The sequence below is a fragment of the Nostoc sp. C057 genome (genome assembly GCF_013393925.1).
Classification (GTDB): domain Bacteria; phylum Cyanobacteriota; class Cyanobacteriia; order Cyanobacteriales; family Nostocaceae; genus Nostoc; species Nostoc muscorum_A.
Map to the genome: position 1 here is coordinate 2,644,826 of NZ_CP040281.1, position 22,361 is coordinate 2,667,186.

The 22,361-nt window shown below is 42.9% G+C and carries 24 protein-coding genes and 1 tRNA gene; 6 read left to right on the forward strand and 19 right to left on the reverse strand.

Features of this window, described 5'->3' with window-relative positions; all coding sequences use genetic code 11:
* The first annotated feature begins 16 nt into the window (after positions 1–16).
* Complete coding sequence (locus FD724_RS11550; RefSeq protein WP_114084214.1) at positions 17–382, forward strand: DUF1818 family protein; 366 nt, start codon at positions 17–19, stop codon at positions 380–382.
* 50 nt (positions 383–432) lie between these two features.
* Positions 433–506 (forward strand) — tRNA-Pro (locus FD724_RS11555).
* A gap of 183 nt (positions 507–689) precedes the next feature.
* On the opposite strand, the gene FD724_RS11560 is transcribed toward FD724_RS11555, so the two are convergent.
* The 13 genes from FD724_RS11560 to FD724_RS11620 all read right to left on the reverse strand — a co-directional run bounded on the left by FD724_RS11560 (position 690) and on the right by FD724_RS11620 (position 13,565).
* A complete protein-coding gene (locus FD724_RS11560) occupies positions 690–2,171 on the reverse strand; it encodes a site-2 protease family protein (RefSeq protein ID WP_179072726.1) in 1,482 nt (493 codons plus the stop codon).
* Positions 2,172–2,565: 394 nt separating this feature from the next.
* Positions 2,566–3,588, reverse strand: coding sequence for a spore photoproduct lyase family protein (locus FD724_RS11565; RefSeq protein WP_218651534.1), 1,023 nt, complete (start codon positions 3,586–3,588; stop codon positions 2,566–2,568).
* Positions 3,589–3,691: 103 nt separating this feature from the next.
* Positions 3,692–4,048: a hypothetical protein gene (locus FD724_RS11570; RefSeq protein WP_179072727.1), complete on the reverse strand. Its 357-nt coding sequence runs from the start codon at positions 4,046–4,048 to the stop codon at positions 3,692–3,694.
* 133 nt (positions 4,049–4,181) lie between these two features.
* A complete protein-coding gene (gene coaBC / locus FD724_RS11575; RefSeq protein ID WP_179072728.1) occupies positions 4,182–5,402 on the reverse strand; it encodes a bifunctional phosphopantothenoylcysteine decarboxylase/phosphopantothenate--cysteine ligase CoaBC in 1,221 nt (406 codons plus the stop codon).
* 111 nt (positions 5,403–5,513) lie between these two features.
* Positions 5,514–5,726, reverse strand: coding sequence for a DUF2555 domain-containing protein (locus FD724_RS11580; protein WP_012412287.1), 213 nt, complete (start codon positions 5,724–5,726; stop codon positions 5,514–5,516).
* 154 nt (positions 5,727–5,880) lie between these two features.
* Positions 5,881–6,531, reverse strand: a complete 651-nt coding sequence (locus FD724_RS11585; RefSeq protein WP_179072729.1) for an alpha/beta hydrolase — start codon at positions 6,529–6,531, stop codon at positions 5,881–5,883.
* Positions 6,532–6,801: 270 nt separating this feature from the next.
* Positions 6,802–7,602: an RMD1 family protein gene (locus tag FD724_RS11590; RefSeq protein ID WP_179072730.1), complete on the reverse strand. Its 801-nt coding sequence runs from the start codon at positions 7,600–7,602 to the stop codon at positions 6,802–6,804.
* A 324-nt stretch (positions 7,603–7,926) separates the two neighbouring features.
* Positions 7,927–9,309 (reverse strand): LLM class flavin-dependent oxidoreductase, encoded by a 1,383-nt coding sequence (locus FD724_RS11595; RefSeq protein WP_179072731.1) that lies wholly within the window; start codon positions 9,307–9,309, stop codon positions 7,927–7,929.
* Between the two features lie 202 nt (positions 9,310–9,511).
* On the reverse strand, positions 9,512–9,880 hold the full coding sequence (locus FD724_RS11600) for a hypothetical protein (RefSeq protein WP_256874528.1): 369 nt from the start codon (positions 9,878–9,880) through the stop codon (positions 9,512–9,514).
* A gap of 47 nt (positions 9,881–9,927) precedes the next feature.
* Positions 9,928–10,842 (reverse strand): TauD/TfdA family dioxygenase, encoded by a 915-nt coding sequence (locus FD724_RS11605; protein WP_179072732.1) that lies wholly within the window; start codon positions 10,840–10,842, stop codon positions 9,928–9,930.
* 489 nt (positions 10,843–11,331) lie between these two features.
* Positions 11,332–12,132 (reverse strand): SDR family oxidoreductase, encoded by an 801-nt coding sequence (locus tag FD724_RS11610; RefSeq protein WP_179072733.1) that lies wholly within the window; start codon positions 12,130–12,132, stop codon positions 11,332–11,334.
* 29 nt (positions 12,133–12,161) lie between these two features.
* Positions 12,162–12,515 (reverse strand): inorganic diphosphatase, encoded by a 354-nt coding sequence (locus FD724_RS11615; protein ID WP_218651517.1) that lies wholly within the window; start codon positions 12,513–12,515, stop codon positions 12,162–12,164.
* A gap of 102 nt (positions 12,516–12,617) precedes the next feature.
* Entirely contained in the window at positions 12,618–13,565 is a 948-nt protein-coding gene (locus tag FD724_RS11620; RefSeq protein WP_179072734.1) for a zinc-binding dehydrogenase, read from the reverse strand.
* A gap of 346 nt (positions 13,566–13,911) precedes the next feature.
* Here FD724_RS11620 and budA point away from each other — a divergent pair, with 346 nt between their 5' ends.
* Positions 13,912–14,751, forward strand: coding sequence for an acetolactate decarboxylase (budA, locus tag FD724_RS11625; protein ID WP_256874529.1), 840 nt, complete (start codon positions 13,912–13,914; stop codon positions 14,749–14,751).
* Between the two features lie 19 nt (positions 14,752–14,770).
* Positions 14,771–15,172: a VOC family protein gene (locus FD724_RS11630; RefSeq protein WP_179072736.1), complete on the forward strand. Its 402-nt coding sequence runs from the start codon at positions 14,771–14,773 to the stop codon at positions 15,170–15,172.
* Between the two features lie 265 nt (positions 15,173–15,437).
* Here FD724_RS11630 and FD724_RS11635 read toward each other — a convergent pair whose 3' ends face one another.
* Positions 15,438–15,974 (reverse strand): pentapeptide repeat-containing protein, encoded by a 537-nt coding sequence (locus tag FD724_RS11635; RefSeq protein ID WP_256874530.1) that lies wholly within the window; start codon positions 15,972–15,974, stop codon positions 15,438–15,440.
* A gap of 123 nt (positions 15,975–16,097) precedes the next feature.
* Here FD724_RS11635 and FD724_RS11640 point away from each other — a divergent pair, with 123 nt between their 5' ends.
* A complete protein-coding gene (locus FD724_RS11640) occupies positions 16,098–16,616 on the forward strand; it encodes a GNAT family N-acetyltransferase (protein ID WP_179072737.1) in 519 nt (172 codons plus the stop codon).
* A gap of 54 nt (positions 16,617–16,670) precedes the next feature.
* On the opposite strand, the gene FD724_RS11645 is transcribed toward FD724_RS11640, so the two are convergent.
* The 5 genes from FD724_RS11645 to FD724_RS11665 form a co-directional block, all read right to left on the reverse strand.
* Positions 16,671–17,993: a dihydroorotase gene (locus FD724_RS11645; RefSeq protein ID WP_179072738.1), complete on the reverse strand. Its 1,323-nt coding sequence runs from the start codon at positions 17,991–17,993 to the stop codon at positions 16,671–16,673.
* A gap of 172 nt (positions 17,994–18,165) precedes the next feature.
* Positions 18,166–19,518 carry a histidine phosphatase family protein gene (locus FD724_RS11650; RefSeq protein ID WP_179072739.1) on the reverse strand — a complete coding sequence of 451 codons (1,353 nt, stop codon included), beginning with the start codon at positions 19,516–19,518 and terminating at the stop codon, positions 18,166–18,168.
* A 273-nt stretch (positions 19,519–19,791) separates the two neighbouring features.
* The gene (locus tag FD724_RS11655; RefSeq protein WP_179072740.1) at positions 19,792–20,142 is read right to left on the reverse strand and encodes a hypothetical protein; all 351 of its coding nucleotides are present in this window, start codon (positions 20,140–20,142) and stop codon (positions 19,792–19,794) included.
* A gap of 157 nt (positions 20,143–20,299) precedes the next feature.
* On the reverse strand, positions 20,300–20,875 hold the full coding sequence (locus tag FD724_RS11660; protein ID WP_179075482.1) for an ISAs1 family transposase: 576 nt from the start codon (positions 20,873–20,875) through the stop codon (positions 20,300–20,302).
* Between the two features lie 217 nt (positions 20,876–21,092).
* Positions 21,093–21,668: an ISAs1 family transposase gene (locus FD724_RS11665; protein WP_179072741.1), complete on the reverse strand. Its 576-nt coding sequence runs from the start codon at positions 21,666–21,668 to the stop codon at positions 21,093–21,095.
* Between the two features lie 192 nt (positions 21,669–21,860).
* Here FD724_RS11665 and FD724_RS11670 point away from each other — a divergent pair, with 192 nt between their 5' ends.
* Entirely contained in the window at positions 21,861–22,331 is a 471-nt protein-coding gene (locus tag FD724_RS11670; RefSeq protein WP_179072742.1) for a transposase family protein, read from the forward strand.
* Positions 22,332–22,361: the final 30 nt, after the last annotated feature.

Below are 22,361 nucleotides of genomic sequence, written 5' to 3' on the forward strand. Positions count from 1 at the left end.
CAGTTTTAACTAAAATATGGAACGCGTTGTAAAAACCGGATTTGGTTGGCGTATTGGCTGGAATCCCCATGCACCTGAATTTAAAGGTTTAGTCGGTACAGATGATTGGGCAATTGAGTTAACCGAAGCCGAGTTGAATGATTTTTGCCGTCTACTAGCACAGTTAGCTGACACCATGAAGCAACTCGCAACGGAATTAATGGAAGAGGAAAAAATTGCTTGTGAAGCCGAAAGCGATTTATTATGGATGGAAGTAGAAGGCTATCCTCATGATTACAGTCTGTGCTTTATTTTAAATACAGGACGATGTGTAGAGGGTAAATGGAGCGCTTCTGCTGTTCCAAGTTTACTGCAAGCGGCTGGGATGCTTAAAGTTTTTTGAATGATCCTCTTGATTATCCGAGAGTTTTGTTATATGATAGTAATTCTGACCGGGGCGTAGCGCAGCTTGGTAGCGCGCCACTTTGGGGTAGTGGAGGTCGTGGGTTCGAATCCCGCCGCTCCGATTGATGATAAGCCATGCCTGCTAGTCTTTTAAAAAGATTGGCAGGTTTTTCAATAAAGTCTGTAAGGCTATCGCAAAATCTCCAACTACAACTCATTGGTTAGTTAAGCGTCAGCATTCTATGGACTTGGTGAAAGAATCCTGTACAGACGCGATTAATCGCGTCTGTATTCCTAACTCAGCACTATCCTATTCCCAAACGCCCAGCCAAGCCGGGAGTTAGAGGTAAGAGTGTAGTAATCATTAAGAATAGAGCCAAAAGCCCCAAAGCGGCTCTAGCATCATCGGGTTCAGTGATTTCATTCAAACTGGGGCGTTCTTGATCTCGTTGCAAGAAGAAAATCACGATCGCCCAGTACATGGCAAGAGTATTACCGAGAGATACTAGTGCCAGTAAAATTAAAGTTGCGATCGTTGCGCGTCCTGCGGTTTTGCGTCCATAAATCGCCTGAACAATGCGTCCACCATCTAGTTGTCCTGCGGGCATTAAGTTCAAAGCGGTGATAATTAACCCCAACCAACCAATTATCACTAGGGGATGAACACTTACCAAAGATGACTGCAACGCCGAACCCAAGACAACTCGCGCCAAACTTCCTACCAAAATCGACCCTTGGAAAAACTGATTGGGTAATTGAAATAAACTACCTGGGTGAGAAAGCAATAAGCCTGTCACCAGCATTAACAAGGAAACGATACCACCTGCGGCTGGCCCTGCCAAGGCAATATCAAATAATACTTTGCGGTTAGGTAACAAAGATTCAAAGCGGGTAATTGCCCCAAAGGAACCAATTTGCACTGCGGGTAGAAAGAAAGGCCAGCTAAGACGGATTTGGTGGCGTTTAGCAAGTAACCAATGACCTATTTCGTGAGCTACTAAAATCGCAAATATCCCAGCACCTATGGGCAAAGCTTCTTGAAATCGCCCTGGATTGCCAAAGAAATCAAAATTCAGCAGTAATCCCGCAGCTTCTAGATTGGTGGCAATGGTTGCTATTAACAAAATACCTGCAAAAGCTTTTTGCGATCGCAACATCGGCTTGGGATCATTGCGACTGGGTAAAACAATTACCACTGGTTTGCCGTCTGTATTTTCTACTAAAAACAGGCGATATTGCTCACCAAGGCGTTGCTGTAAACTTGCAGTTAGACGGTTGTGAGTTTCTTCTGGTTCTCCCCGTAAATTGCCTTTGAAAATAGCTCCATCTTGATAGGCAATGGTTTCTGTGGCAAAAAACGTATCGATACCAAAGATACCTTTAATTGCATTCAAGTCCTCTTCTGGTATCGGCGGAATCTCTGGTTTCAGTTCTGCTACTGTTGGTTGTGGGGAATTGGCTTCAAGTAAGGAATTAGCAGCGAGTCTTTCTGTTGCGCGTTGTTTGAGAATGGCATCTTGTCCAGCTGCGCGTAACTGTCTGCCCAAGTAGACATACAATCCGGCGGATGTCACCACTAAGAACAATATACCCGCTATATTGATGTAAATCCCTGCGGCAAACAATCCAAAAAACAGGAGCCAGGGAGTCATCAACACCACCGACTGTAACCAGGCTAAGATTCCCAGTTTACCAAAAGGTCTGGCGCGATAAAAGCCCCAGCCCAAAATGCCTAAAGCTACCAGTAGGATTGCCGCCAGGATAGAAGTTTCTGATAAAGTAAACATCTCCAAACCTTTGCTATTGAGACTAAGCCAGAACAAGTCCGGTATTGCAGATACACTTATTAATGTATAACGCCGCCTGTCGTCTGCCAAAATTATGCGGTTTTGCGTAGGCGTAGCCAAACCCACGCGAGGGGTAAAAAAGTTCGTAGTCAGGACTTTAGTCCTAGATTTTTAAGCACTAAAGTGCTTACTACAAACCTAGCAAATTTGATTCACCTATCAGAACTAATGGGACAGACCACTAGGTTTTAAAAAGCAATTCTTTTGTAGGATGTGTTACAGCTTTAGCCTAATGCACCTGATCAACCGGAAAAGAGAGCGATCGCATCATATATCAATCGCTCTCTTGCCCAATAATTAATTTGCTCAAATACAGTTTGAGCAAAGTAGTCTTCTAAGTCCAATAAAGAACTTCAGCATTTGGAAAGCGCCTACTAATCTCACTCTCAAAAAAGCAACGCAACGCTTTCATTGTGTCCTTTTCGTAAACGTACTTCGTCCCGCCAAACTTATTACGCTTTACACTGCGTTTTGCCTCATCCATCTCTAATTTGGATTGCGGATACCAAGTTTGTAACACTTCTTTTGACCCTGGTGTAAACCGATGGGAGATTAGCTCAAAGGTAAGGTTACAGTCAAAATCCAGTGCCTCGTTTATCTGCTCAAACAAACGACTATAGTGCATCTGCCAATCGTCTATCGGCATAATTGGCGCAATAACCAAGCCTATTGGATAACCGCCACCGCCACGTTCTTGTGGTAGCGCCAACCGTCGCAACGCATTTAGCCTAGATGCTACGGATGCCGTGCCACCTTCAAACTTACCAGAAATCGGTGCTGCATTAACGCTCATTCGACAGCGAGTATTCCCATTGTGTGGTAAATCGAGTAATCCATCCACAGCATCAAACTTCGATACCCAACGTAGATGTGCATTGGGACGAGTGCCGAAGTAACGGATACATTCAGCCAGACTTCCAGTTAAATGCTCAATACCCAATGGATCTGTGTAACAGCTAACTTCAAAACTTGTGGTTTTCCCCTGTTGCTCGTAGTTAGCTAAATTCTCTAATATCTGCGGTAAGTTGGCAAAAACGCGGATAACAGGTGGTCCCGACAAGCTACCAGCCAAGTAGCAGTATTGACAGTGAGCCGGACAACCTTCGGCAATGTGAAACTGCCAATCCGCAGAAGGTGGGATGGGACTCAGCTTAAAAGAACTGGGTGGTGCAGTAACCACCGCTAAGGTACGCTTGGCGATGTTGTAAGTATCCCGCTCAGACTCACCACGCAGTCCCTTCAGGCGGTTCTGTGATAGTTCTTCTATTGGTAAGTTAAGTGACTGCACACGTTTAAGAATCTGCTGCCCCCAATCCTCATCTAGGGCAGCAGGTGTAAACAGTACCCGTTCAGGTATCCACAACCTTGGCGATTTTGTTTGTGTATCTGATACTGAAACTTGGTCTGTAATGGTATTCAGCAATATCTTTCTCCGTTATTTAGTTTGCTGATTTCTGCAATTAATTTTCCAGGACTTGCTTAATTCGTCGCTCTAACAAATCAAGATCCAAACTGCCTTCATCACGGTTAATTCGGCGCACAGTCAAATTAACATTAGCTAAATTAACCAATAAATCTTGAAGAATTTCCTGCTGCTGACGTGCTTGGGTAACTTCGCGTGGTTCTTGTACTAAATCACGCACGATGGTATCTTCAGCGCGAGAGGCGATAATTGGATCGTTTTGCCCTTGAACGTGAACAAAGGTTCGTCGCCCTGGGCCTCGCTCCTCTTCTATTGGTATAACTGCCGTCACTTGGTCAGAACGCACATATTTGCCAAATCCCAAATGGACTAGCTCTGATGAGAGTATTTTCATATAATTGAAGCGTTATTTTTATGTCTTACTTATATTGTAAAATTTAAAAAAGTGACTTGAAGCCATAGACCATACGGGTTCTACCCAATTCCAAGTAGTAGTTTCCTTGTATGGTTACGGCAATATCATGTCTTTACCCAATACCTAATGAATTGATGACAAAATCAAATAAATGATGGGCCATTTCCAATTTAGAACAAAGTGCGATCGCTACTTGCCGTCCTTGGCTATCTAAAAATATCGCTTGATTATTATCACTCCCAAAACCACTATCAGGTTGATCGATGGGATTGGCAACAATAGCATCGAGGTTTTTACTCTGTAATTTTTCTAATGCTGGCTTGACAATATCTCCAGTCTGTGCAGCAAAACCAATTAATTTCTGGTGCGGCTGTTTATGTTTTGCTAATTGGGCGACTATATCCGGTACTGGTTCGAGGGGTAAGGCTTGGGGGAGCGATCGCTTGGGCAATTTCTCTGTACTATAATTCTTTGGCTTTACATCTGCCACGGCTGCTGACATGACAATTACATCAGCGTTGGGTAAATATTCCAGCATGGCGTGCTGCATTTGCTCGGCACTAATAACAGGAATTGCTTGTACTCCTAATGGTACATCCCAATTGGCTGGGCCATGTACTAGGGTGACGTTTGCCCCTCGGTGAAGTGCGGCTTGTGCTAAAGCTAATCCCATTTTACCTGTGGAAGGATTACCAATAAACCTTACTGGGTCAAGAAACTCCCGCGTTCCCCCAGCACTAATTAACACTCGCTTACCCGCTAAATCTCGTTTACCTTGAGTGTGTAACAGCGATTGGATATGAGCCAAAATTTCTCGTGGTTCTGCTAATCTACCAGCACCGATGCGATCGCACGCTAATAAACCCGATGCTGTATTCATCCCATGATATCGGCTATCGATCAATAGCTGTTGCCAATTCCGTTGCACCGATAGCTGTTCCCACATATCCGTATTCATTGCGGGTGCTAACAGCACGGGACAAGTAGAAGCCAGCACGGTATTTGTGAGTAAATTATCAGCCATCCCGTAGGCTAATTTTGCTAATGTATTAGCTGTCAAAGGAGCAACTACCATGACATCTGCCCATTCACCCAACCCAATATGCAAGGGACGAGAGTGAGTTGGTTTCCAGAAATCATCATCGGTGTAGGCGGGATGACGAGATAGGGTGGCCATTGTCAGAGGTGTAATAAATTCTTGCGCCGAACGGGTGAAGATAACTCGGACTTCGACCCCAGTTTTAAACAGCGTTGAAACCAATTCACAAATTTTGTAGGCGGCGATACCGCCACCTACACCTATTAGAACCCTGTTCAATTTTGGATTAGTCATGGTAAAAAGTTAGGAGTAAGTAGTAATTTAGGAGCAAGTAGTTACGAATATTAATTGCCAACTCCTAACTCCTGTACAGGCGCGATTAATCGCGTCTCTCCTAACTTTCAACTACGCTTCATCGTAAGGTTCCAAGTCTAAGAGGTAGATATAGGGTTCAACTAACTCTGGACGCTGAAATGCGATCGCTCGTAATAGATGCCAATCATTTAAACCATCAAAAGCATTACTGTAATTATCCAGATCCAGACGTGTAGCCAGTTCTTCTACTTCTGCCGCAGTTATGGCAGCAATTTCTTTCCTGGAAATGCTTAGAGTTGTCATAATGCTCGCCCCTCCCTTATGCAGCACTCGCCTTCAGCATGGGTTAAGTTGCGCTGAACGCAGCCACCCTATATATATTACTCATTAGAAGGCATGGATTTCGTGAAAATTTTCAGCATTTATACCAGAATTTATAAAAAATTCGTAATTCTGACTAGCTAATTGTATTTACAACGAAATTCCGCAGCACCTTTAACGTTTGTGGATTTATTTCATGCCCCATGTCAAATTCATGGTATTCTGCCGCCATTCCTAGAGATTTTAAAGTGTCTCGTGCCTTTAAAGCAGCTTGCAGTGGAACAACTTCATCATATTTCCCGTGGCTGATTAAAGTCGGCGGAATATCTCTTTGATCTGCCGTTAGTGCATCAGGATGTAAATACCCGCTCATCACAACTAAGCCTGCTAGTGGCAATTTTGAGCCGACATCTAAAGTCATTGCTCCGCCTTGAGAAAATCCACTTAAAATAGTGCGTGACAAAGGTATGCCAGTGGTACTTTCTAAAGATTGCAAAAAATCTATTAGCAGTTTCCGACTTTCTACCAAGCCTTCATACATATTTTCCACCCGCAGGTCATACCATGCCCTCCCTATAGGGGAATAGGGATAAGGATAAGGTGCATTGGGTAATATAAACTGGTAATCAGGTAAATTGAGCAAGGGTAGCAAAGATGCAACATCCTCAGCATTAGCTCCCCAACCATGCAAAGTAACAATTAACCCTGTGGCGGGTTGAGAAGTTTCGGGGGGAACGGTAATAAATTGTAAAGACAGAGGTTTACTCCTAAAATCTACTTTTCTCATAGATCCTATCTCTTCAAACAGACTTAGTATTTAAGGGCATTTGTTGCTTACCCAAAGAATGGCTATATGTCATGGTGCGAGTAGGAAAAATTTAAATTTTTTGTTTACGAGTACATATTAGTGGAAGTGGATGTAAATCAGAAATTTCACTAAAAGTTAATTTACCTTACACAAAAACCAATTTTTGATATTTTAGGGACTATTGAATCTGAATCCCCAAAAACCATTCGCAGTAAGCATTTTTGATTTGCAAATAACTCTAATTTAGCCTTAGCCTTTGAAAATGATGTCGTACAGTGACAGCAGAATTTCCACCACAATCAAAATCACCACATACCACTCTACTCGTTGGCTACTGCTATGCTGCATGAACTCCAAGACTGTTTGTGCAGTTTGGGTAATTAGTTCTAGTTTGCGTTCTAAAGCAGTGTGACGCTCACGAATTTCGTATTCATCCTCCAAGCGCAGATATAAGTTTTCTAGCTGGGGAGATTCCCAGAGCAACTCTGGCTTATCGATGATCTCAACTCGACCTACAATCTTATGTTGAACTAACAGCGCAGTCCCAAGTTGACGCAGTAATTCCCGACTCTGCCGTCTTTCCCTGTGTTCACGCTGGAGACTAGCTGCAAACGGTTCAATTTGATCGAATACAGTCGCTAGGCTAGTTTCATAATGAGACAGCACAACACTTTTAGCGAGGATATCAGCCACTATCTGCAAGCGTTCTACACTAAATTCATGCAGTGAAATTTTTCCTTCCTTAACTCTCTCACTCTCTACAATGTTGAGATGAATTTCCACCTCTTCTGTCTCCGGTTCGGCAAAGGAGCCACTAACTAGAGAGGATAGTTTAGTCAAAAAGGCTACTTTTTCTACAGGCTCAAGGTTAAACAGGACAACTGCCCCATAGTCTAGCAGTACCGCACAACCGTGTTCACCCACTGAAACCATTAATGGCATAGTCGCCAAGGAAACGTAATTCTCCAATGTCTGTAAGTTAATATCCTTACCAAGGAATAGGGCCTGCGCTCTAAATCTATCTGTATCGTTAAAAAGGAGTTTTTGCATTGTCGCCCTGTTTGCTTTTCTGTCTGCTGATCTTGGAGGTTAGCGATCGCAATTAATGCCTGTTATCGAAGATCGCTACAATCTCAGCTTACCAATAAAGCTATCTAGCACTGCCGAAGGTACCTTTGTATTTCGATTGAAATTGGTTACACGTTTGGGGAGAATCAGTTTATCAACGCTAAAGAGGAGTGGGGAGTGAAAGATATTAGGCAATACTGCTCGTTTCAGAATTTTAAACTGGAATTTGGTTTGGGGAAAAGGTTAAAGGGTAAGGGTTAAAGGTTTTTTCTTTCCCCTTTACCATTCCCCTTTTCCCCTTAACAGCTATGCAAAGGAACCGACACTCACAGGTTCAGGAGCAGGTGTATTTGTGGTGAACTGGTTTACTGGACGGGGTAAACCGAGATTTTCGCGCAGGGTACTGCCTTCATACTCAGTACGAAATATTCCTCGGCGTTGCAGTTCGGGAATTACCAAGTCTACGAATTCCTCTAAACCCCCAGGTAGCCAGGGCGGCATGATGTTGAATCCATCAGCCCCACCATTGACGAACCAATCTTCTAACTGATCGGCAATATGTTCTGGTGTTCCGAGAATTGTTCGATGTCCCCGCGCTCCTGCAATCCACAGATACAGTTGTCGGATTGTTAAATTCTCTCTGCGGGCAAGATCGGTAATCAGTTGCAAGCGGCTTTTGCCACCATTGGTATCTGGCAAATCCGGCAGCGGCCCATCTAGGGGATATTTAGACAAATCATGGCCACCCACTAGCCCAGAAAGCAGCCCCAATCCTACCAAAGGATGGATCAACTCCTGAAGTTGCTCATATTTATCCTTAGCTTCTTGCTCAGTCTTACCAATTACTGGGAATACCCCTGGCATGATTTTGAGATGGTCAGGGGAACGTCCGTATTTAGCCAATCTCCCCTTGACGCTGGCGTAGAAGGCTTGAGCTTCTGCCAATGTCTGTTGTGCAGTAAAAATCGCCTCTGCTGTTTGGGCAGCTAACTCCTGTCCAGCCTCGGATGATCCAGCTTGTACGATTACTGGATATCCTTGTGGTGGACGTGCCACATTGAGCGGCCCGCGCACCGAGAAATATTTGCCCTTGTGGTGGGGAATATGCAACTTTTCTGCATCGAAGTAAATACCTGACTCCTTATTGTGGAGGAAAGCATCGTCTTCCCAACTGTCCCAAAGTTTGGTGACAACATCCACAAATTCTCTCGCCCGTTCATAGCGTAGCGAGTGTTCTAAGTGATTTTCTTGGCTGAAATTCTGCGCTGCGGCTTCAGCAGCAGAGGTTACAAGATTCCATCCGGCACGACCACCACTGAGATAATCTAATGATGCAAACTTGCGAGCAAGATGAAAAGGTTCATCATAAGTTGTTGATGATGTTGCCACTAATCCGATATTTTCTGTCACCGCAGACAGAGCCGACAACAAGGTTAAAGGTTCAAAGTGGACGCTGAATTGTCCCGAACGGCTAAAAGCCTCAGCCCCTTGCCCTCGATCCCAGACGGCTAAACCATCTGCGAGGAAAAGCATATCAAATTTACCCCGTTCAGCCGTTTGTGCCAGCTGCTTGTAATGTTGGAAGTTCAGACCTCCATCAGCCGGGGTGTTGGGATGTCGCCATGCTGCCACGTGATGACCACTACCGGGTAAAAATGCTCCGAGTTTAAGTTGTTTTTTTGTACTCATGTTTGTATTTGCAAAGTCGTACTTATACTTTGAAAAAATCTGGTAAATAAATTAGGAAATCTTGGAAAGATATTTCAGTGGCATCTACTAATCTGTCATGTTTAAATTGATAGATAAGCAAGTTCGTAGTAAGGACTTTAGTCCTTACTACAAACCCTCAAAACTAGCTTGACAAAGTGCTATTTTGAGTCTCCATCCAAAGTCAATGGAAGGTTAAGCCAGCAAAGGGGAGTGGGGAACAGGCAGCAGGGAGAGTGGAGTTGAAAGACTCATTAACGGAGTTCAAAGACTCATTAACGGAGTTCAAAGACTCATCCGCGAGTATCAAAGACTCATCCGCGAGTATCAAAGACTCATCCGCGAGTATCAAAGACTCATCCACGAGTATTAAAGACTCATCCACGAGTATTAAAGACTCGTCCACGAGTATTAAAGACTCGTCCACGAGTATCAAAGACTCATTAACGGAGTTCAAAGACTCATTAACGGAGTTCAAAGACTCATCCACAAGTATCAAAGACTCATCCACGAGTATCAAAGACTCATGCGCGAGTATCAAAGACTCGTTCACGAGTATCAAAGACTCATCCCCTATTCCCAATGCCCAATGCCCAAGTATTATGCAGCCACCGCCTCACGTCGGTTGTACTCAGAAGCATCTCCCTTGATAGCCTCACTTTGTTTACCATCGATACCAACTGGGAGATCGCCGACAATTGTGACGCGTTGAACGTGGCGGGGCTGATCGCCGTAATCTGCGATCGCATAATGTTGAGTAGCCCGGTTATCCCAAAAGGCTACGTCACCAACTTGCCAACGCCACCGCACTGTATTCTCAGGACGTGTTACGTATGCTTGCAACAGCCGCAGAATATCATCTGATTCAGTTGTTGATAAGCCACGGAATTGGCGCACAAATCCGCCGATGAATAGTCCCCGCTCTCCAGATTCTGGATGGATGCGTACAACTGGATGCAGAGTCTCGTATACAGTCGAGGTAAAGACAGCCCGATGAGCTTTGACATCTTCAGGTAGGTCGAATCCAGTTGCATAGTCGTAGGCGTTGCTGTGTACTGCCCAAAGTTCGTCTGCCAGATTACGCAAATGAGTAGGTAAATCTTGGTATGCAGTCACGGAGTTTGCCCAGATTGTATCGCCACCAGTTGGGGGAATATCAAGCGCTCGTAAGATAGAGCCGAGAGGAGGACGGTCTACAAATGTTACATCAGTATGCCAGTTATTGGCACGGGAAGTAGTGCGGCCATAATTCAGGTCTAACACTTCTGGGTTTTCTGGCAGCGATGGTACAGTGGGGTGGGCTGTAGTAACTTCACCGAAACGACGAGCGAAGGCTACCTGTCCATCAGCATCAAGTTGTTGCTGATCGCGGAAAAAGATCACTTTGTGTTTGACTAGAGTCTTGCGAATATCACTGATGATGTCATCGCTGAGGTTAGAACTCAGATTAACACCAATAATTTCAGCACCGATACGTCCTGCAACTGGTTTGATATCAAAGTATTGAGAACCCATGATTTTTATCTCCAATAAATTTATGTTTGGGACTAGCCTTTTCAAGTTGGATGAAAATTTGCCTACACGAAACTCCTCTTTAACCTCTTAACTCTGTGTTCTCTGTGCCTCTGTGGTTAAAGAAAAGATTTTTTAACCGCAGAGACGCGGAGGGCGCAGAGAGAAAAAACAGCTTTTACAAGTCATCTTGAAAGGGCTAATGTTTTTACTAAGAGGTTGTTTGAAAAGTGTTTCGCTGTAACTTTAGGCACTTTAGATCCCCCCTAACCCCCCTTAAAAAAGGGGGGAACCGGAATCAAAGTCCCCCTTTTGAAGGGGAGCCACTGCGGTCTTGGGGTCTCCCCAAGTAGAGCAAGTGGCGCGGATTTAGGGGGATCTAAAATTTTTGATACCGACAAGAGGACTTTTCAAACATCCTCTTAGGTCGTCAGCAGTCATTCAATTTTGGATCGAAGGAAAAATCTGCTGATTTCTAATTCCTTTCATCTGCTAAATACCAGGAGTAGAACCGCCATCAACGATAATTTCTGTTCCTGTAATCGATGCAGCTAGATCCGACACCAAAAATAACGCTAACGCGGCAATTTCTTCTGGTTGGGCGATTCTTTTTAAAGGAATACTTTGGATGTTTTGTGCCTTCACTTGCTCGACGGTGATGCCTTGCGCTTGGGCGTTTTGTCGAGCTAAAGTCTCGGCACGCTCAGTAGCTGTAGCACCGGGCGATATGGCATTAATGCGAATCTTGTACTCGGCTAACTCTTTAGAAATACCCTTTGTAAAATTGAGTAGAGCCGCATTGCTTGTACCACCAGCTAGGAAGTTAGGGCGAGGTGTACGTCCTGCACCGCCAACGATATTGACAATCCGTCCATCACCGCGACTTTTTTGATGGGGGACGACGGCTCTAACTAAGCGGATGTAGCCCAATAATTTTAAGTTCCAAGCATCCAAGAATAAATCATCAGTGGATTCAAGGAAAGATCCAGCACGGGCTGAACCAGCGTTATTAATCAAGATATCAATCTGACCAAACTGGGACAAGGTGGTTGAAACAACTTTCTCAACATCCTCTGCTTTTGTTAAATCAGCACTGATGGCAATAACTTTCGCCCCTGGCGTGGGTAGGGACTGGATGGCAGCTACTGCATTTTCTAGTCTTTCTTGATTGCGGGCTGCGATCGCAACATTCACACCTTCACTATAAAGGGCTTTGGCAGTAGCTAACCCTATTCCTGCACTTCCTCCTGTAACAATCGCGGTTTTACCTGATAGTTTTAGTTCTAAACTCATACAAATTTACCCTCACAAATGTAAGTAATTTATTTGCGAACCAATAATATTGCCGATTGAGAGCCTGTATTGTGGATATCCAAGATTGCTTGCCTTTCCTTAGATGTACAACCCAGAAGTATCTTGATTTCTGTATCTCGCTTTTCTAAATCAACACTACAAATAACGGCAGTTACGGTTTGACTAGACAAGCTACCTATCCAAACATCAATATCATTTCCATCTCCAGATTGAGTATCTTGTAAGTATCCATAATCTAGTGGATAAATAAAAGATGGATAACGTGGATGTGATGTCCCTTTTTGGCGATCTATCTTGATCTTACTAGCAGCTACAAGCCGATCTAATTTGAACCAGAAATCAGCATAATTCGTAATTATCACCCCACTGATAAATCTGCTTGATTGCAGCAAGAAAGAAAATTAGTCTCTATCCAGAAATGAGTACATAAAAATAGAATTAATTACGAATTATTCGGTAATACTTCAATTGGAAATGTGCAACACAGCCTTACCAGGAAAACGCCTGTCGAGTAGTTGTTGCGCTACGTCAGCTATTTGTGTCCAAGGAGCTTCTAAATCAATGTGAGGATGCAACTGACCGGCTTCTACTAGACTCAAAAGCCGTTTTAGACCGACTGCGGCTGATTCAAATCTCAATTCATCGAACAGACGTAAACCATACAGGCTCACGCTACCAGTCCCGAAAAATTGGGCAGCATTGAATGTCACTTCTGCTCCCCCAGATACTCCATACAGCACAGTTTTTCCATCTTGCGCCAGTAAGCCAAGGGCTACCCCCAAAGTCTTACCACCCACTGACTCTATAATTAGATCATAGGGCCCATACTCACTAGCAAATGAAAGGTCTTCGCCAATCACTACCGATTGTGCCCCTGCTTCTCTAACCAAAGTTTCATAGCCAGGTTGACGAATATGTGCTGTTACTTGCGCCCCTGACAGTTGCGCCAATTGAATAGCGAAGTAACCAACGCCTCCTGATGCACCTGTAACCAGAACTGGACGACCTAATAGTGAACCACCTTTTAGCACTGCATGATACGCGGTTAAACCCGCTACAGGTAGGGTGGCAGCTTGAGCAAAAGATACCGATGGCGGCAGTTCTGCTAAGGCGTTAGTAGGAACAGATACAAGTTCCGCCCAAGCACCGGCGCGGCGTAAGCCAACTACACGCGCTCCTTGGGGAGGCCCAGACCCATCAGCCGCAGGGATTTCTACTACACCTGCCAAGTCCCAACCAGGCTGCCAACCAGCCTCAGCAGTGGTTGAACGTTTTATTTCTCCCCGATTCAGAGAAATCGCCGCTACCCTGACTAGAGCTTCATCTGGGGCAGACTTTGGTGCATTCACTTCACTCAGTGCCAAACGCCCCGGCACATTGGGGTCAACAATCACAGCACGTATTTTGCTCATAAGGTTGCCCTGGCTTAGAGATTAATTTCTAGTTCGTTGGTTTGCAATGTACTGTCTGCAATAGATAAACTCGATAGATTAGTTATTTATTCTTAATTCCAAATCCCTGTAACTAGATTAACGAAATTTTATTAACTACGGTAACACAATAGGTTTACAGTATTTTTGGAACGTAAGAAGAAAATTATCACAGACAGCCAGAATAATCAAGCACCTGGCAAAAAGATTTGTTGCATCAATGCTTACATCTATTGCTGTGTTGTAAGCTAGTCCCTGTCAACCTCCACCTTCTAACTGGCTGTATGACTAGCCGCTCTCCAACTGTCTCTAGATTTTGCTAGGTAGTATGGGGAAATTCAAAATTCAAAACTTTTATATCTTTTATCTAATGAAACTCAAGCGTTATTTCTGGATAACTATTTTAACCATTACTGCATTATTATTTGCTATTTTACCCGCTAGAACTCAGCAACATACACCATCAAATACCCTTTTTCAAGCATCAACAATTAGCGCTCTTGCAGTGGGAATTTTTGACGGTAATACTAATTTTCAGCAGTTGAGAAAACATGGTAATTTTGGTTTGGGGACAGTAAATGCTCTAGATGGAGAAATGGTTGGATTAGATGGCAAATTTTACCAGATAAAAGCTGATGGAGTTGCTTCTGTTATTCCTGATTCAATGACAAGCCCTTTTGCTACAGTCACCTTTTTTCAACCAGAAACATTAATTAATCTAGAAGGGCAGATGAATTATAAACAATTGCAGCAATCTTTAGATCAGCGCTTACCAACTAAAAATTATCCTTATGCGATTCGTATCCAAGGTAATTTTCCTTATCTAAAATTTAGAATTCCTCCTAAACAAACTCCGCCTTATCGTTCTTTGGCTGAAGCACTAAAAGAACAATTAATTTTTGAATTAAGGAATATTAATGGCACTTTAGTCGGTTTTCGGACACCCGAATATATGCAAGGAGTAAATGTTAATGGCTATCACTTTCATTTCATCGCTGCAAATCGCACAACTGGAGGACATATCTTAGATGGACAATTTCAAAATGCTAAAATAGAAATTGATCATCTATCAAACGTTGAGATAAATTTGCCCAAGAGTGCTGAATTTGTGCAAGCTGATTTAGGAGATAACAAACCTGTTGAAATCAACAGAGTTGAACGCAAGTAAATATTTTTGAATAAAAACTATGTCACTACCAGAAACTATTGCAAAACAAACGGATGCACGCCCACCTGTGGCGATTGGGCATGTAAGATTATATGTGAATAATGTACCGGAGGCTAGCGATTTTTTCGTCAGTATAGGACTGCGGTTGATTACCCAATCAGAACAATTAGCTGTTTTGGAATTACGGGGAGGAACGCACTTAGTTTTGAGAACAAGTTCAGAGGCGATCGCACCTGGAATCAACGCACCTTTTGATCTGATGGTAGATGATGTTGTTGCCACCAGAGATACTTTTAAGAAGTGGGGACTGACTGTTTCTGAGATTGAAACAGGCAGAATCCACAGTTCATTTACCTTAACTGGGCCGGATGGCTATTTATTGACGGTGACTTCTTCACACACAGGCGGTAGAGAAGTTTAACAATCAAAGAGAAAGGTCTTAGCCCGGATTTCTCACGATACTGTAGGCAGAGAAGTGTGGGGAGTGTGGGGAGTGTGGGGAGTGTGGGGAGAAAGAGGAGGAATTGAATAACTGCACATCAATGAACGCTGCATTGCCTCCCACACCTCCCACACCTCCCACACTCCTTGATTTCTCACAAGTGAGAAATCAAGTTAGCCGTCACAATTGGGTGTAGTGCGTAATTAGTAGCGATGCCCACTACGGCGTGCGCCAACGCACTATCTTAGCGACGCAACCCAATTACCCGCTCTAAGTCTGCTCCTGTAAAAATTGCATCGGTAACATTAGCATTGGTCAAATTTGCATCTTCTAGATCAGCTTTCGTAAAATTAGCTTTGCTGAGGTTTGCTGCTGTTAAATTTGCCTTTCCTAAGTCTGCATCAGTTAAATCAGCGCCACTCAGGTTAGCATTACTCAGATTAGTTTCATCTAAGTCAGCGTCAATTAGGATGGCATTACTTAGATCGACTCCGTTGAGGTCGGCTTTATCTAAGTTAGCGCCTTGGAGGTTACAGCCTTGACATTTTCTGGTGGATAGAAGCTGTTGAACTGGATTGCTTGTCGCAGTTACAAAGGTGGGAGGAGTTGGAACACTCTCTGAATTTTGCTGATTTGTTTGTAGAGGTGTAGTTGGAGTGGGGGCTAGATTTGGTTCTGCCGCTTGTGGTTGTTCCGCTTTAGAACATCCGATGACGAATCCTGCTGCTAACATAGCGATCGCAGCTAGACTAATTTTTTTCTTTACAGCTACAGACTTCAATTTTCGATCAACCTCTTCTAATTTACATCAATTCTTAATTTAGCAATTCAGGCAGTAATGCCAATCTATCTTAAGTTTAAAAAAATGATAATTTAGCTTGTTAGTTCTGGGTTAGCTCACAAGATGAAAATATACTCTCAACGACTCTGTTTAGAACCACTAAAACCGCATCATGCCGAACTGCTTTTTGATGGATTACAGAGTGAGAGTATATACAACTTTATCGAAGATATACCTCCACAAAGTGTTGAATCGCTTCGCGATCGCTACATGATATTGGCACGTCGTCAATCACCAGATGGTACGGAGATTTGGTTGAATTGGGCTGTCTGGTCTTTTATCGAAAAATGCTACGTTGGATATGTTCAAGCAACAATTACTGTAGATAATAGTGCAATCATTGGATATGTATTTTTCCCTAATTTCTGGGGAAAAGGTTATGCACGCGAAGCAGTGAATTGGATGATTAGTTATTTAGTTGAGACCTACCAAAATATTGATTTTTGCGCTTACGTTAATGTCCAGAATCACCGTTCTATTGCTTTATTGCATAATCTGGGATTTGTCCGCTCAACATTTTTTCCAAATATTGAGTCTAATCAAGATGAATTTAACCAGGAAGTACAGTACCGAAAAGGCTGATAGATAATTAAATTCAGATTATTGGTTTTACAAATGCAAATTGTTTTGCATTTATTAACACCAGGTTTGCACAACATGACCCTTTAACTGTTGTCCTAACCAAGGTGTATTTTGTGAAAGTGTATAAAGACTTTTTCGTTCAACTTTCCAGATTTTCTGGGGGTCAAATAAAGTAAGTTCTGCTGGTTGATGAGGTAGAATTGCACTGACTTCTTGCCCCAAACATTTTGCTGGACTGGTACTTAATGCCCGCCATAATTCTAAAGCTGTAAATTCCTCAGTTTCAACGAGATATTGCCACAGCAAGGGTAATGCTAACTCTAAACCAATTGCTCCTGGAGGGGCTTCGGCAAAGGCTTGGACTTTTTCTTCGTAGCTGTAGGGTGTGTGATCGATAGCGATCGCATCGATCACACCTGCACGTACCCCTGCACGCAACGCCGCAACATCACGCGGATTTCCTAAAGGCGGGTCTAAATGCAAGCTAGTGTGATAACTCTTAACTGCTTTTGTATCAAGTAAAAGGTGCATCCAGGTGGTGCTGGCGGTGATGGGTAAACCAGCCGCCTTAGCTGAGGCGATTAATTCCACGCTGCGAGATGTGGAGACGCGCATGATGTGGACTGGTGTACCGATGGCTGCAACCAATTCAAGCATTGCTGCGATCGCAGTAGTTTCTGCGCTGGCGGGTATTGGGGGTAAACCGAAACGGAGTGCATCTGGCCCTTCTCTCATTACACCATTTGCAGTTAACTGGCGATCGCTCGGCCAAAATGCGACTGGTTTGCCCAACGGCTGGAGATACTCTAACACTCGCCGCACCAGCGCCAAATTTTCAAAGGGCTTACCATCGCTAAAACCAACAACTCCAGCAGACGCTAAATCTGCTAATTCTGTCATTTGGTTTCCAGCAACATCTAGGGTGATAGCACCCCAGATATTAAGCAGGGGGAGGCGAGAGGCAGGGAGGGCAGGAGGAGCAGGGAAAGACAAATTAATTTTCTTTTTGTCCCTTATTTCCTTCATCTCGCCGTGTCTTTTCTCCTGCAATTGGGTTACAAGTGCAGGGTTATCAATAGCTGGGGATGTATCGGGTAAGATGCTAACTCTGGTAAAGCCGCCAGCAGTAGCAGCGTGTAAAAAAGATAATAGGGTTTCCCGTTCTTCAAATCCTGGTTCACCGGAGTGGCTATACAAATCCACTAACCCAGGCCCGAGAACTAATCCCTGACAATCTCTAATTTGAGTATTGGGATGAATATCAGCAATGTGCGAAGCCACTTCTTTGATATAACCATCAGCAATCAGCACATCAAAGAGTTCGTCGATTTCAGAAACTGGGTCAATCACCCGTACTTTTTGCAGCAGTTCAGTCATAAAACTTTTTAGTTAGGAGTTAAGAATAAAGTTAGGAATTAGAAGTTATAAGTTATGAGTTAGGAGTTATCAGTTATTTGTTCCTTGCTCATCATTTTTAACTTTATTCATCACTCATAATTTTTAACTCCTAACTTTATTTCTAATTCCTCGCTCCTAACTCCTAACTTCTTTACAATGCTCCTGCTGCTGTTTTATCTAGTACGCCTCCACCAAAGTGAGCGGTGATGTTCATCGCTTGCAATACTGGTAAACCATTGATTCCAGAAGGGTAGTCGATAACGCTGACTGCGCCATTACCCTGGCGGAAATTCCAGAAATTTTCTAGCGATAAACCCAGAATGTGACAAAGTAGAGTTTTATTTGTAGCATCATGAGCTACTACTAATACAGTTTTGAATTGATTGTTTAATGCTGCTTCCACAATTGATTGCCAAGCTGCAACGCTGCGTTCCCAAACCTCTTGTAAATTTTCCCCTTCAGGCATTTGTACTTGGGTAGGTACTAAGCGCCAGCGCTGCAACTCTCCGGGAAACTCTTGTTCTATTTCTGTTTCTAATTTTCCTTCCCAGAGTCCGTGGCTGATTTCTCTTAAACCATCTTGCAAGTCTAACTTCACATTAGGATGCTGTTTTAAGATAATTTCTGCTGTTTCTTTCGGGCGCAGCATTGTGCTACTTACTGCAAAATCAATCGCTACCTCTTGGAGAAATTCGCCTGCTTTTTGCGACTGTTGTCTACCGTTGTCGTTGAGGGGGATATCAATTTGTCCTTGAAACCGGGTTTGGCGATTCCAGTCGGTTTCGCCGTGACGCACTAGCAACAACCTAACTCCTTTATGATCTGGTCGCAATGAGGGTAAAGTTTCTCCTGTATGTTGCGTCTGATTTAAAGATTCTAGCTGGACTGGTTCGCCCAATCCCCCAGCAAAATTAAGTACGCTGATGCCACAGTTAGATTGCTGTATGGAATGGTAGCGACTTGCAGGGATTCCCAAGGCTGTACTAATCAGGGCTCGATTAATGCCGTTATGTCCCACTATCAGAATAGTTTCGCCTTGATGCTGAGACAAAGTTTCTTGCCAAAACTGCCGCGCTTGTTCGTATAAAGCAAGAACAGGAAAATGTTCTCTTGTTCCTTCTGCATCATTTAGCAGCATCCGCAGTTCGTCTGGGCGTTGATGCCAAGTGCGGTAGTCTTCGGCAAATTTTTGCTTAACTTCAGCAGTTAGCAGTGCTTCCCATAAAGGAAGGTCGATTTCTAGTAGCAAATCAGAAACTTGAATTACAGCAGATTGTTCGGAATGAGTAGCTAACTCACTATGAATAATATCTGCTGTGTGTTTTGCTCGTTGCAGAGGACTGCTGTAAATAGCATTAAATGAAATATTGCTGAGGGCTTTGCCAGCTTTACTGGCATCGTTACGACCTTTCTCGGTTAATGTTGACGCATCAGTGCGTCCCTGAATACGCCGCTCGGTGTTATAACCGCTTTGACCGTGGCGCACAATGATGACACGAGTCATCTCAAAGCCCTCCTGTATCTAGACGATTAATTTTACTGCAAAATGATTGCAGAATTACCGACTCAGGAAAGCCGATTTAGTTAAAAGGGTAGTTAGGAATCGCAACTATACAGGCAAAACCTACCTTTGTGGGTTTCAAACCCTCAATTATTTTCTTAATCAGCCACGCCAGTAGGGTGTATTATGCCGTAGGCTAACGCACCGTAAATTGTTGATGGTGCATTGCGCTATGCGACAACACACCCTACATGAAAGCGTCAATTGTATACCTGATTATTCTCTCCCTAAATCTAACTGTACCTGCAATCCATCGTTGTCATTGCCAGACTGAGCGGGTGTTAAGAAAACAGAAGTGTCTGGCTGTGATAATGTCTCGTTAAAGTGGATTTTAACTGGAGTTTTGTCTCTTCTATTATTGTTAGAGATTGTTGCTGGATTAGTTTGCTCAAAAAACTTTCCAAAGTCATCTTGGGCTGTTCTATTATCAATTCCAACTAGAGAATCACCAGTTAATCTGTATTGTCCTGGATTTAAGCTTGATGCTGGTGACTGGGCGTACACCTGGCTTTCTAAGCTTGTAAAAGCTGCGGTAATTCCCAACAAAGCAATAATTTTGGCGTTCATTTTTTTGTCCAAATTATCTTTAATATTGCTTGTCTTTATTCTCTGGGCAAATTATTTTAATTAACTCTATCGTTAGGTTCTACTACAATAATTGTATTGCGTATATACTTGGCTCGTCAATTATTTCTGCTCTATGTTGATAGTAATACATCTTAATTTAAGTAAGTTGGCGTAAATAATTTTCGTTGGGATCAGGCAATAAGTAGAAGGGTTTTAGAGGATGTTTTAAAAGTCCTTTCGTCGGTAGCAAAACGTTATCGATCCCCCCAACCCCCCTTTTGAAGGGCAGGGCTGTTTCATTCCACAAGATGAATGAGTTTGTCAATATCATGAGAGATAAATCTTTGAGCAATTGTGATGGAATGATAACCATTGCGACGAAGAATATTGAGTGCGAAGCTCTCATAATGGAAAGATTGGCGGGAGCGTTGCCGAGACGGATTGTAGAACAATCCTCTTTGAAAACAACGTCTTTCACCCAGTGCAGGCAGTTTTCGATACCCCAATGACCACGAATACCGAGAGCAAATTCCTTCGCGCTTGCTATCAAACTGCTAATATAACAAACAATTTCATGATATTTATTGCCCTTTCTCGTACCAATTCTTTCGACCCTGATTAAAGATTTTATTCCAGTCCATGCAGGGTCAATTCCATTGGAATCATGAAAAACTTCTACAATGCGTGTTGTATATCCAGGGCAAACGCATCTAAAGTATAAGAATCCTTTAATAGCAAGGGTTTTGGCGTTTTTTAATTTAGCCTATTTTTTCATCAAGATCCTTGCCCAGCAAGGGTTTCAGAAATCCCGTGCGTTCGCCCTGGTTGTATATCTATCTCTAGTTTTTTCAGTCTCAACTATACGAGAAGTTGGTTTTTTTGTGGCGGCAATGTGTTGAATATGACTATGTAGTTTGGGCTGATTACCTTTAACAGCAATGACGTAATCGTTACCGCTCTCTATAATCATTTGACAAGTTTTTTTGACAATGTAAAGAATCAAAGCTCAAGACTACACCTTCTAAACCTAATGCTGTAACTAACTCTTGGACAACTTGAATTTCGCTTTTTTGCTGGTTCTCAAATTTTTCCATCCCCACAACCAGCCCTCTTTTGCAAGCAAACACCGACACTATACTGACAAAATTTTGATTAGATGAACTGTAGTTTTGCACTGTACCCTTAATACTTTTTCCATCTGTTGCACACCATTCGGATTCTTCTAAATCAACATAATTTTTTGCCCATTCATTAAATCTTTCTGCCAGCTTATCGAAATCTACTCCCATCACTACACGTCGGATTGTTGAGTATGATGGTACTCCATGTTTTTCAATCCCAAATTTCTCTATTAATACCCGACTATGCCTTTTGACAAAATCTCCCCACCCCCTATATCCCACATATCCATTCATTGTTTCCATTATCACCAACAGCAACACTAACCACAGTGGGTGTCTTCGCCCATCTGTCGTTCTAAAGTCTGCTACTTGCTTCAATTGTTCAATCAGAACTGCACCCATCATTTTTATCCCCTCAACCCTTGCTATTTTACCTGTTTTAGGGAATGAAACAGCCCTGCCTTAAAAAGGGGGGCTTTAATTACGGTTCCCCTTTTTAAGGGGGATTAGGCAGGGTGGATTAATTGTCGAGAGAGAAAATATAACATGGAAGGATGATTCCTTGAGAAAAAGACCAAAACCAGAGGAAAGTTGGGAATGAATTTAATCGAAGCAATTCAAGGGGTTCCCGATTATAGACATGCCAGAGGGATTAGACATAGGCTTTGGATAATACTAACTATAGTTTTGTTAGGTAGTTGTACGGGATATTGGGGATACAAACCTTTAGCTGAGTTCACTAAAAATCATCGATTATCCCTAATCAAATTATTAGATTTATCTCCAGATATTCAATTTCCGTCAGCATCAACATTCAGAAATATTATGACTTCTATTGATTTTCAGATATTAGCTGAACTATTTAACATCTGGGCAGAGAATAGTTTGCCAATTAATTACAAAGAATTATTTGCCATTGATGGTAAATGTATTAAAAGTACTGTCACAGGAGGAAATAAATCTTATCAAAACTTTGTGAGTATCGTTTCAGTTTATAGTCATCAGCAAGGATGGGTAGTCAGACATCAAGCTATGGAGAATCACGAAAAAGTGAGATTAGTGTGGTAGAAGAGCTAATTAAAACACTTTCTGGGCATC

Excerpts from the sequence above, each read along its gene's own strand:
- FD724_RS11550 (WP_114084214.1), top strand. The coding sequence starts at position 17 with ATGGAACGCGTTGTAAAAACCGGATTTGGTTGGCGTATTGGCTGGAAT.
- FD724_RS11560 (WP_179072726.1), bottom strand. The coding sequence starts at position 2,171 with ATGTTTACTTTATCAGAAACTTCTATCCTGGCGGCAATCCTACTGGTA.
- FD724_RS11570 (WP_179072727.1), bottom strand. The coding sequence starts at position 4,048 with ATGAAAATACTCTCATCAGAGCTAGTCCATTTGGGATTTGGCAAATAT.
- coaBC (WP_179072728.1), bottom strand. The coding sequence starts at position 5,402 with ATGACTAATCCAAAATTGAACAGGGTTCTAATAGGTGTAGGTGGCGGT.
- FD724_RS11580 (WP_012412287.1), bottom strand. The coding sequence starts at position 5,726 with ATGACAACTCTAAGCATTTCCAGGAAAGAAATTGCTGCCATAACTGCG.
- FD724_RS11585 (WP_179072729.1), bottom strand. The coding sequence starts at position 6,531 with ATGAGAAAAGTAGATTTTAGGAGTAAACCTCTGTCTTTACAATTTATT.
- FD724_RS11590 (WP_179072730.1), bottom strand. The coding sequence starts at position 7,602 with ATGCAAAAACTCCTTTTTAACGATACAGATAGATTTAGAGCGCAGGCC.
- FD724_RS11595 (WP_179072731.1), bottom strand. The coding sequence starts at position 9,309 with ATGAGTACAAAAAAACAACTTAAACTCGGAGCATTTTTACCCGGTAGT.
- FD724_RS11605 (WP_179072732.1), bottom strand. The coding sequence starts at position 10,842 with ATGGGTTCTCAATACTTTGATATCAAACCAGTTGCAGGACGTATCGGT.
- FD724_RS11610 (WP_179072733.1), bottom strand. The coding sequence starts at position 12,132 with ATGAGTTTAGAACTAAAACTATCAGGTAAAACCGCGATTGTTACAGGA.
- FD724_RS11620 (WP_179072734.1), bottom strand. The coding sequence starts at position 13,565 with ATGAGCAAAATACGTGCTGTGATTGTTGACCCCAATGTGCCGGGGCGT.
- budA (WP_256874529.1), top strand. The coding sequence starts at position 13,912 with ATGGGGAAATTCAAAATTCAAAACTTTTATATCTTTTATCTAATGAAA.
- FD724_RS11630 (WP_179072736.1), top strand. The coding sequence starts at position 14,771 with ATGTCACTACCAGAAACTATTGCAAAACAAACGGATGCACGCCCACCT.
- FD724_RS11640 (WP_179072737.1), top strand. The coding sequence starts at position 16,098 with ATGAAAATATACTCTCAACGACTCTGTTTAGAACCACTAAAACCGCAT.
- FD724_RS11645 (WP_179072738.1), bottom strand. The coding sequence starts at position 17,993 with ATGACTGAACTGCTGCAAAAAGTACGGGTGATTGACCCAGTTTCTGAA.
- FD724_RS11650 (WP_179072739.1), bottom strand. The coding sequence starts at position 19,518 with ATGACTCGTGTCATCATTGTGCGCCACGGTCAAAGCGGTTATAACACC.
- FD724_RS11655 (WP_179072740.1), bottom strand. The coding sequence starts at position 20,142 with ATGAACGCCAAAATTATTGCTTTGTTGGGAATTACCGCAGCTTTTACA.
- FD724_RS11665 (WP_179072741.1), bottom strand. The coding sequence starts at position 21,668 with ATGATGGGTGCAGTTCTGATTGAACAATTGAAGCAAGTAGCAGACTTT.
- FD724_RS11670 (WP_179072742.1), top strand. The coding sequence starts at position 21,861 with ATGAATTTAATCGAAGCAATTCAAGGGGTTCCCGATTATAGACATGCC.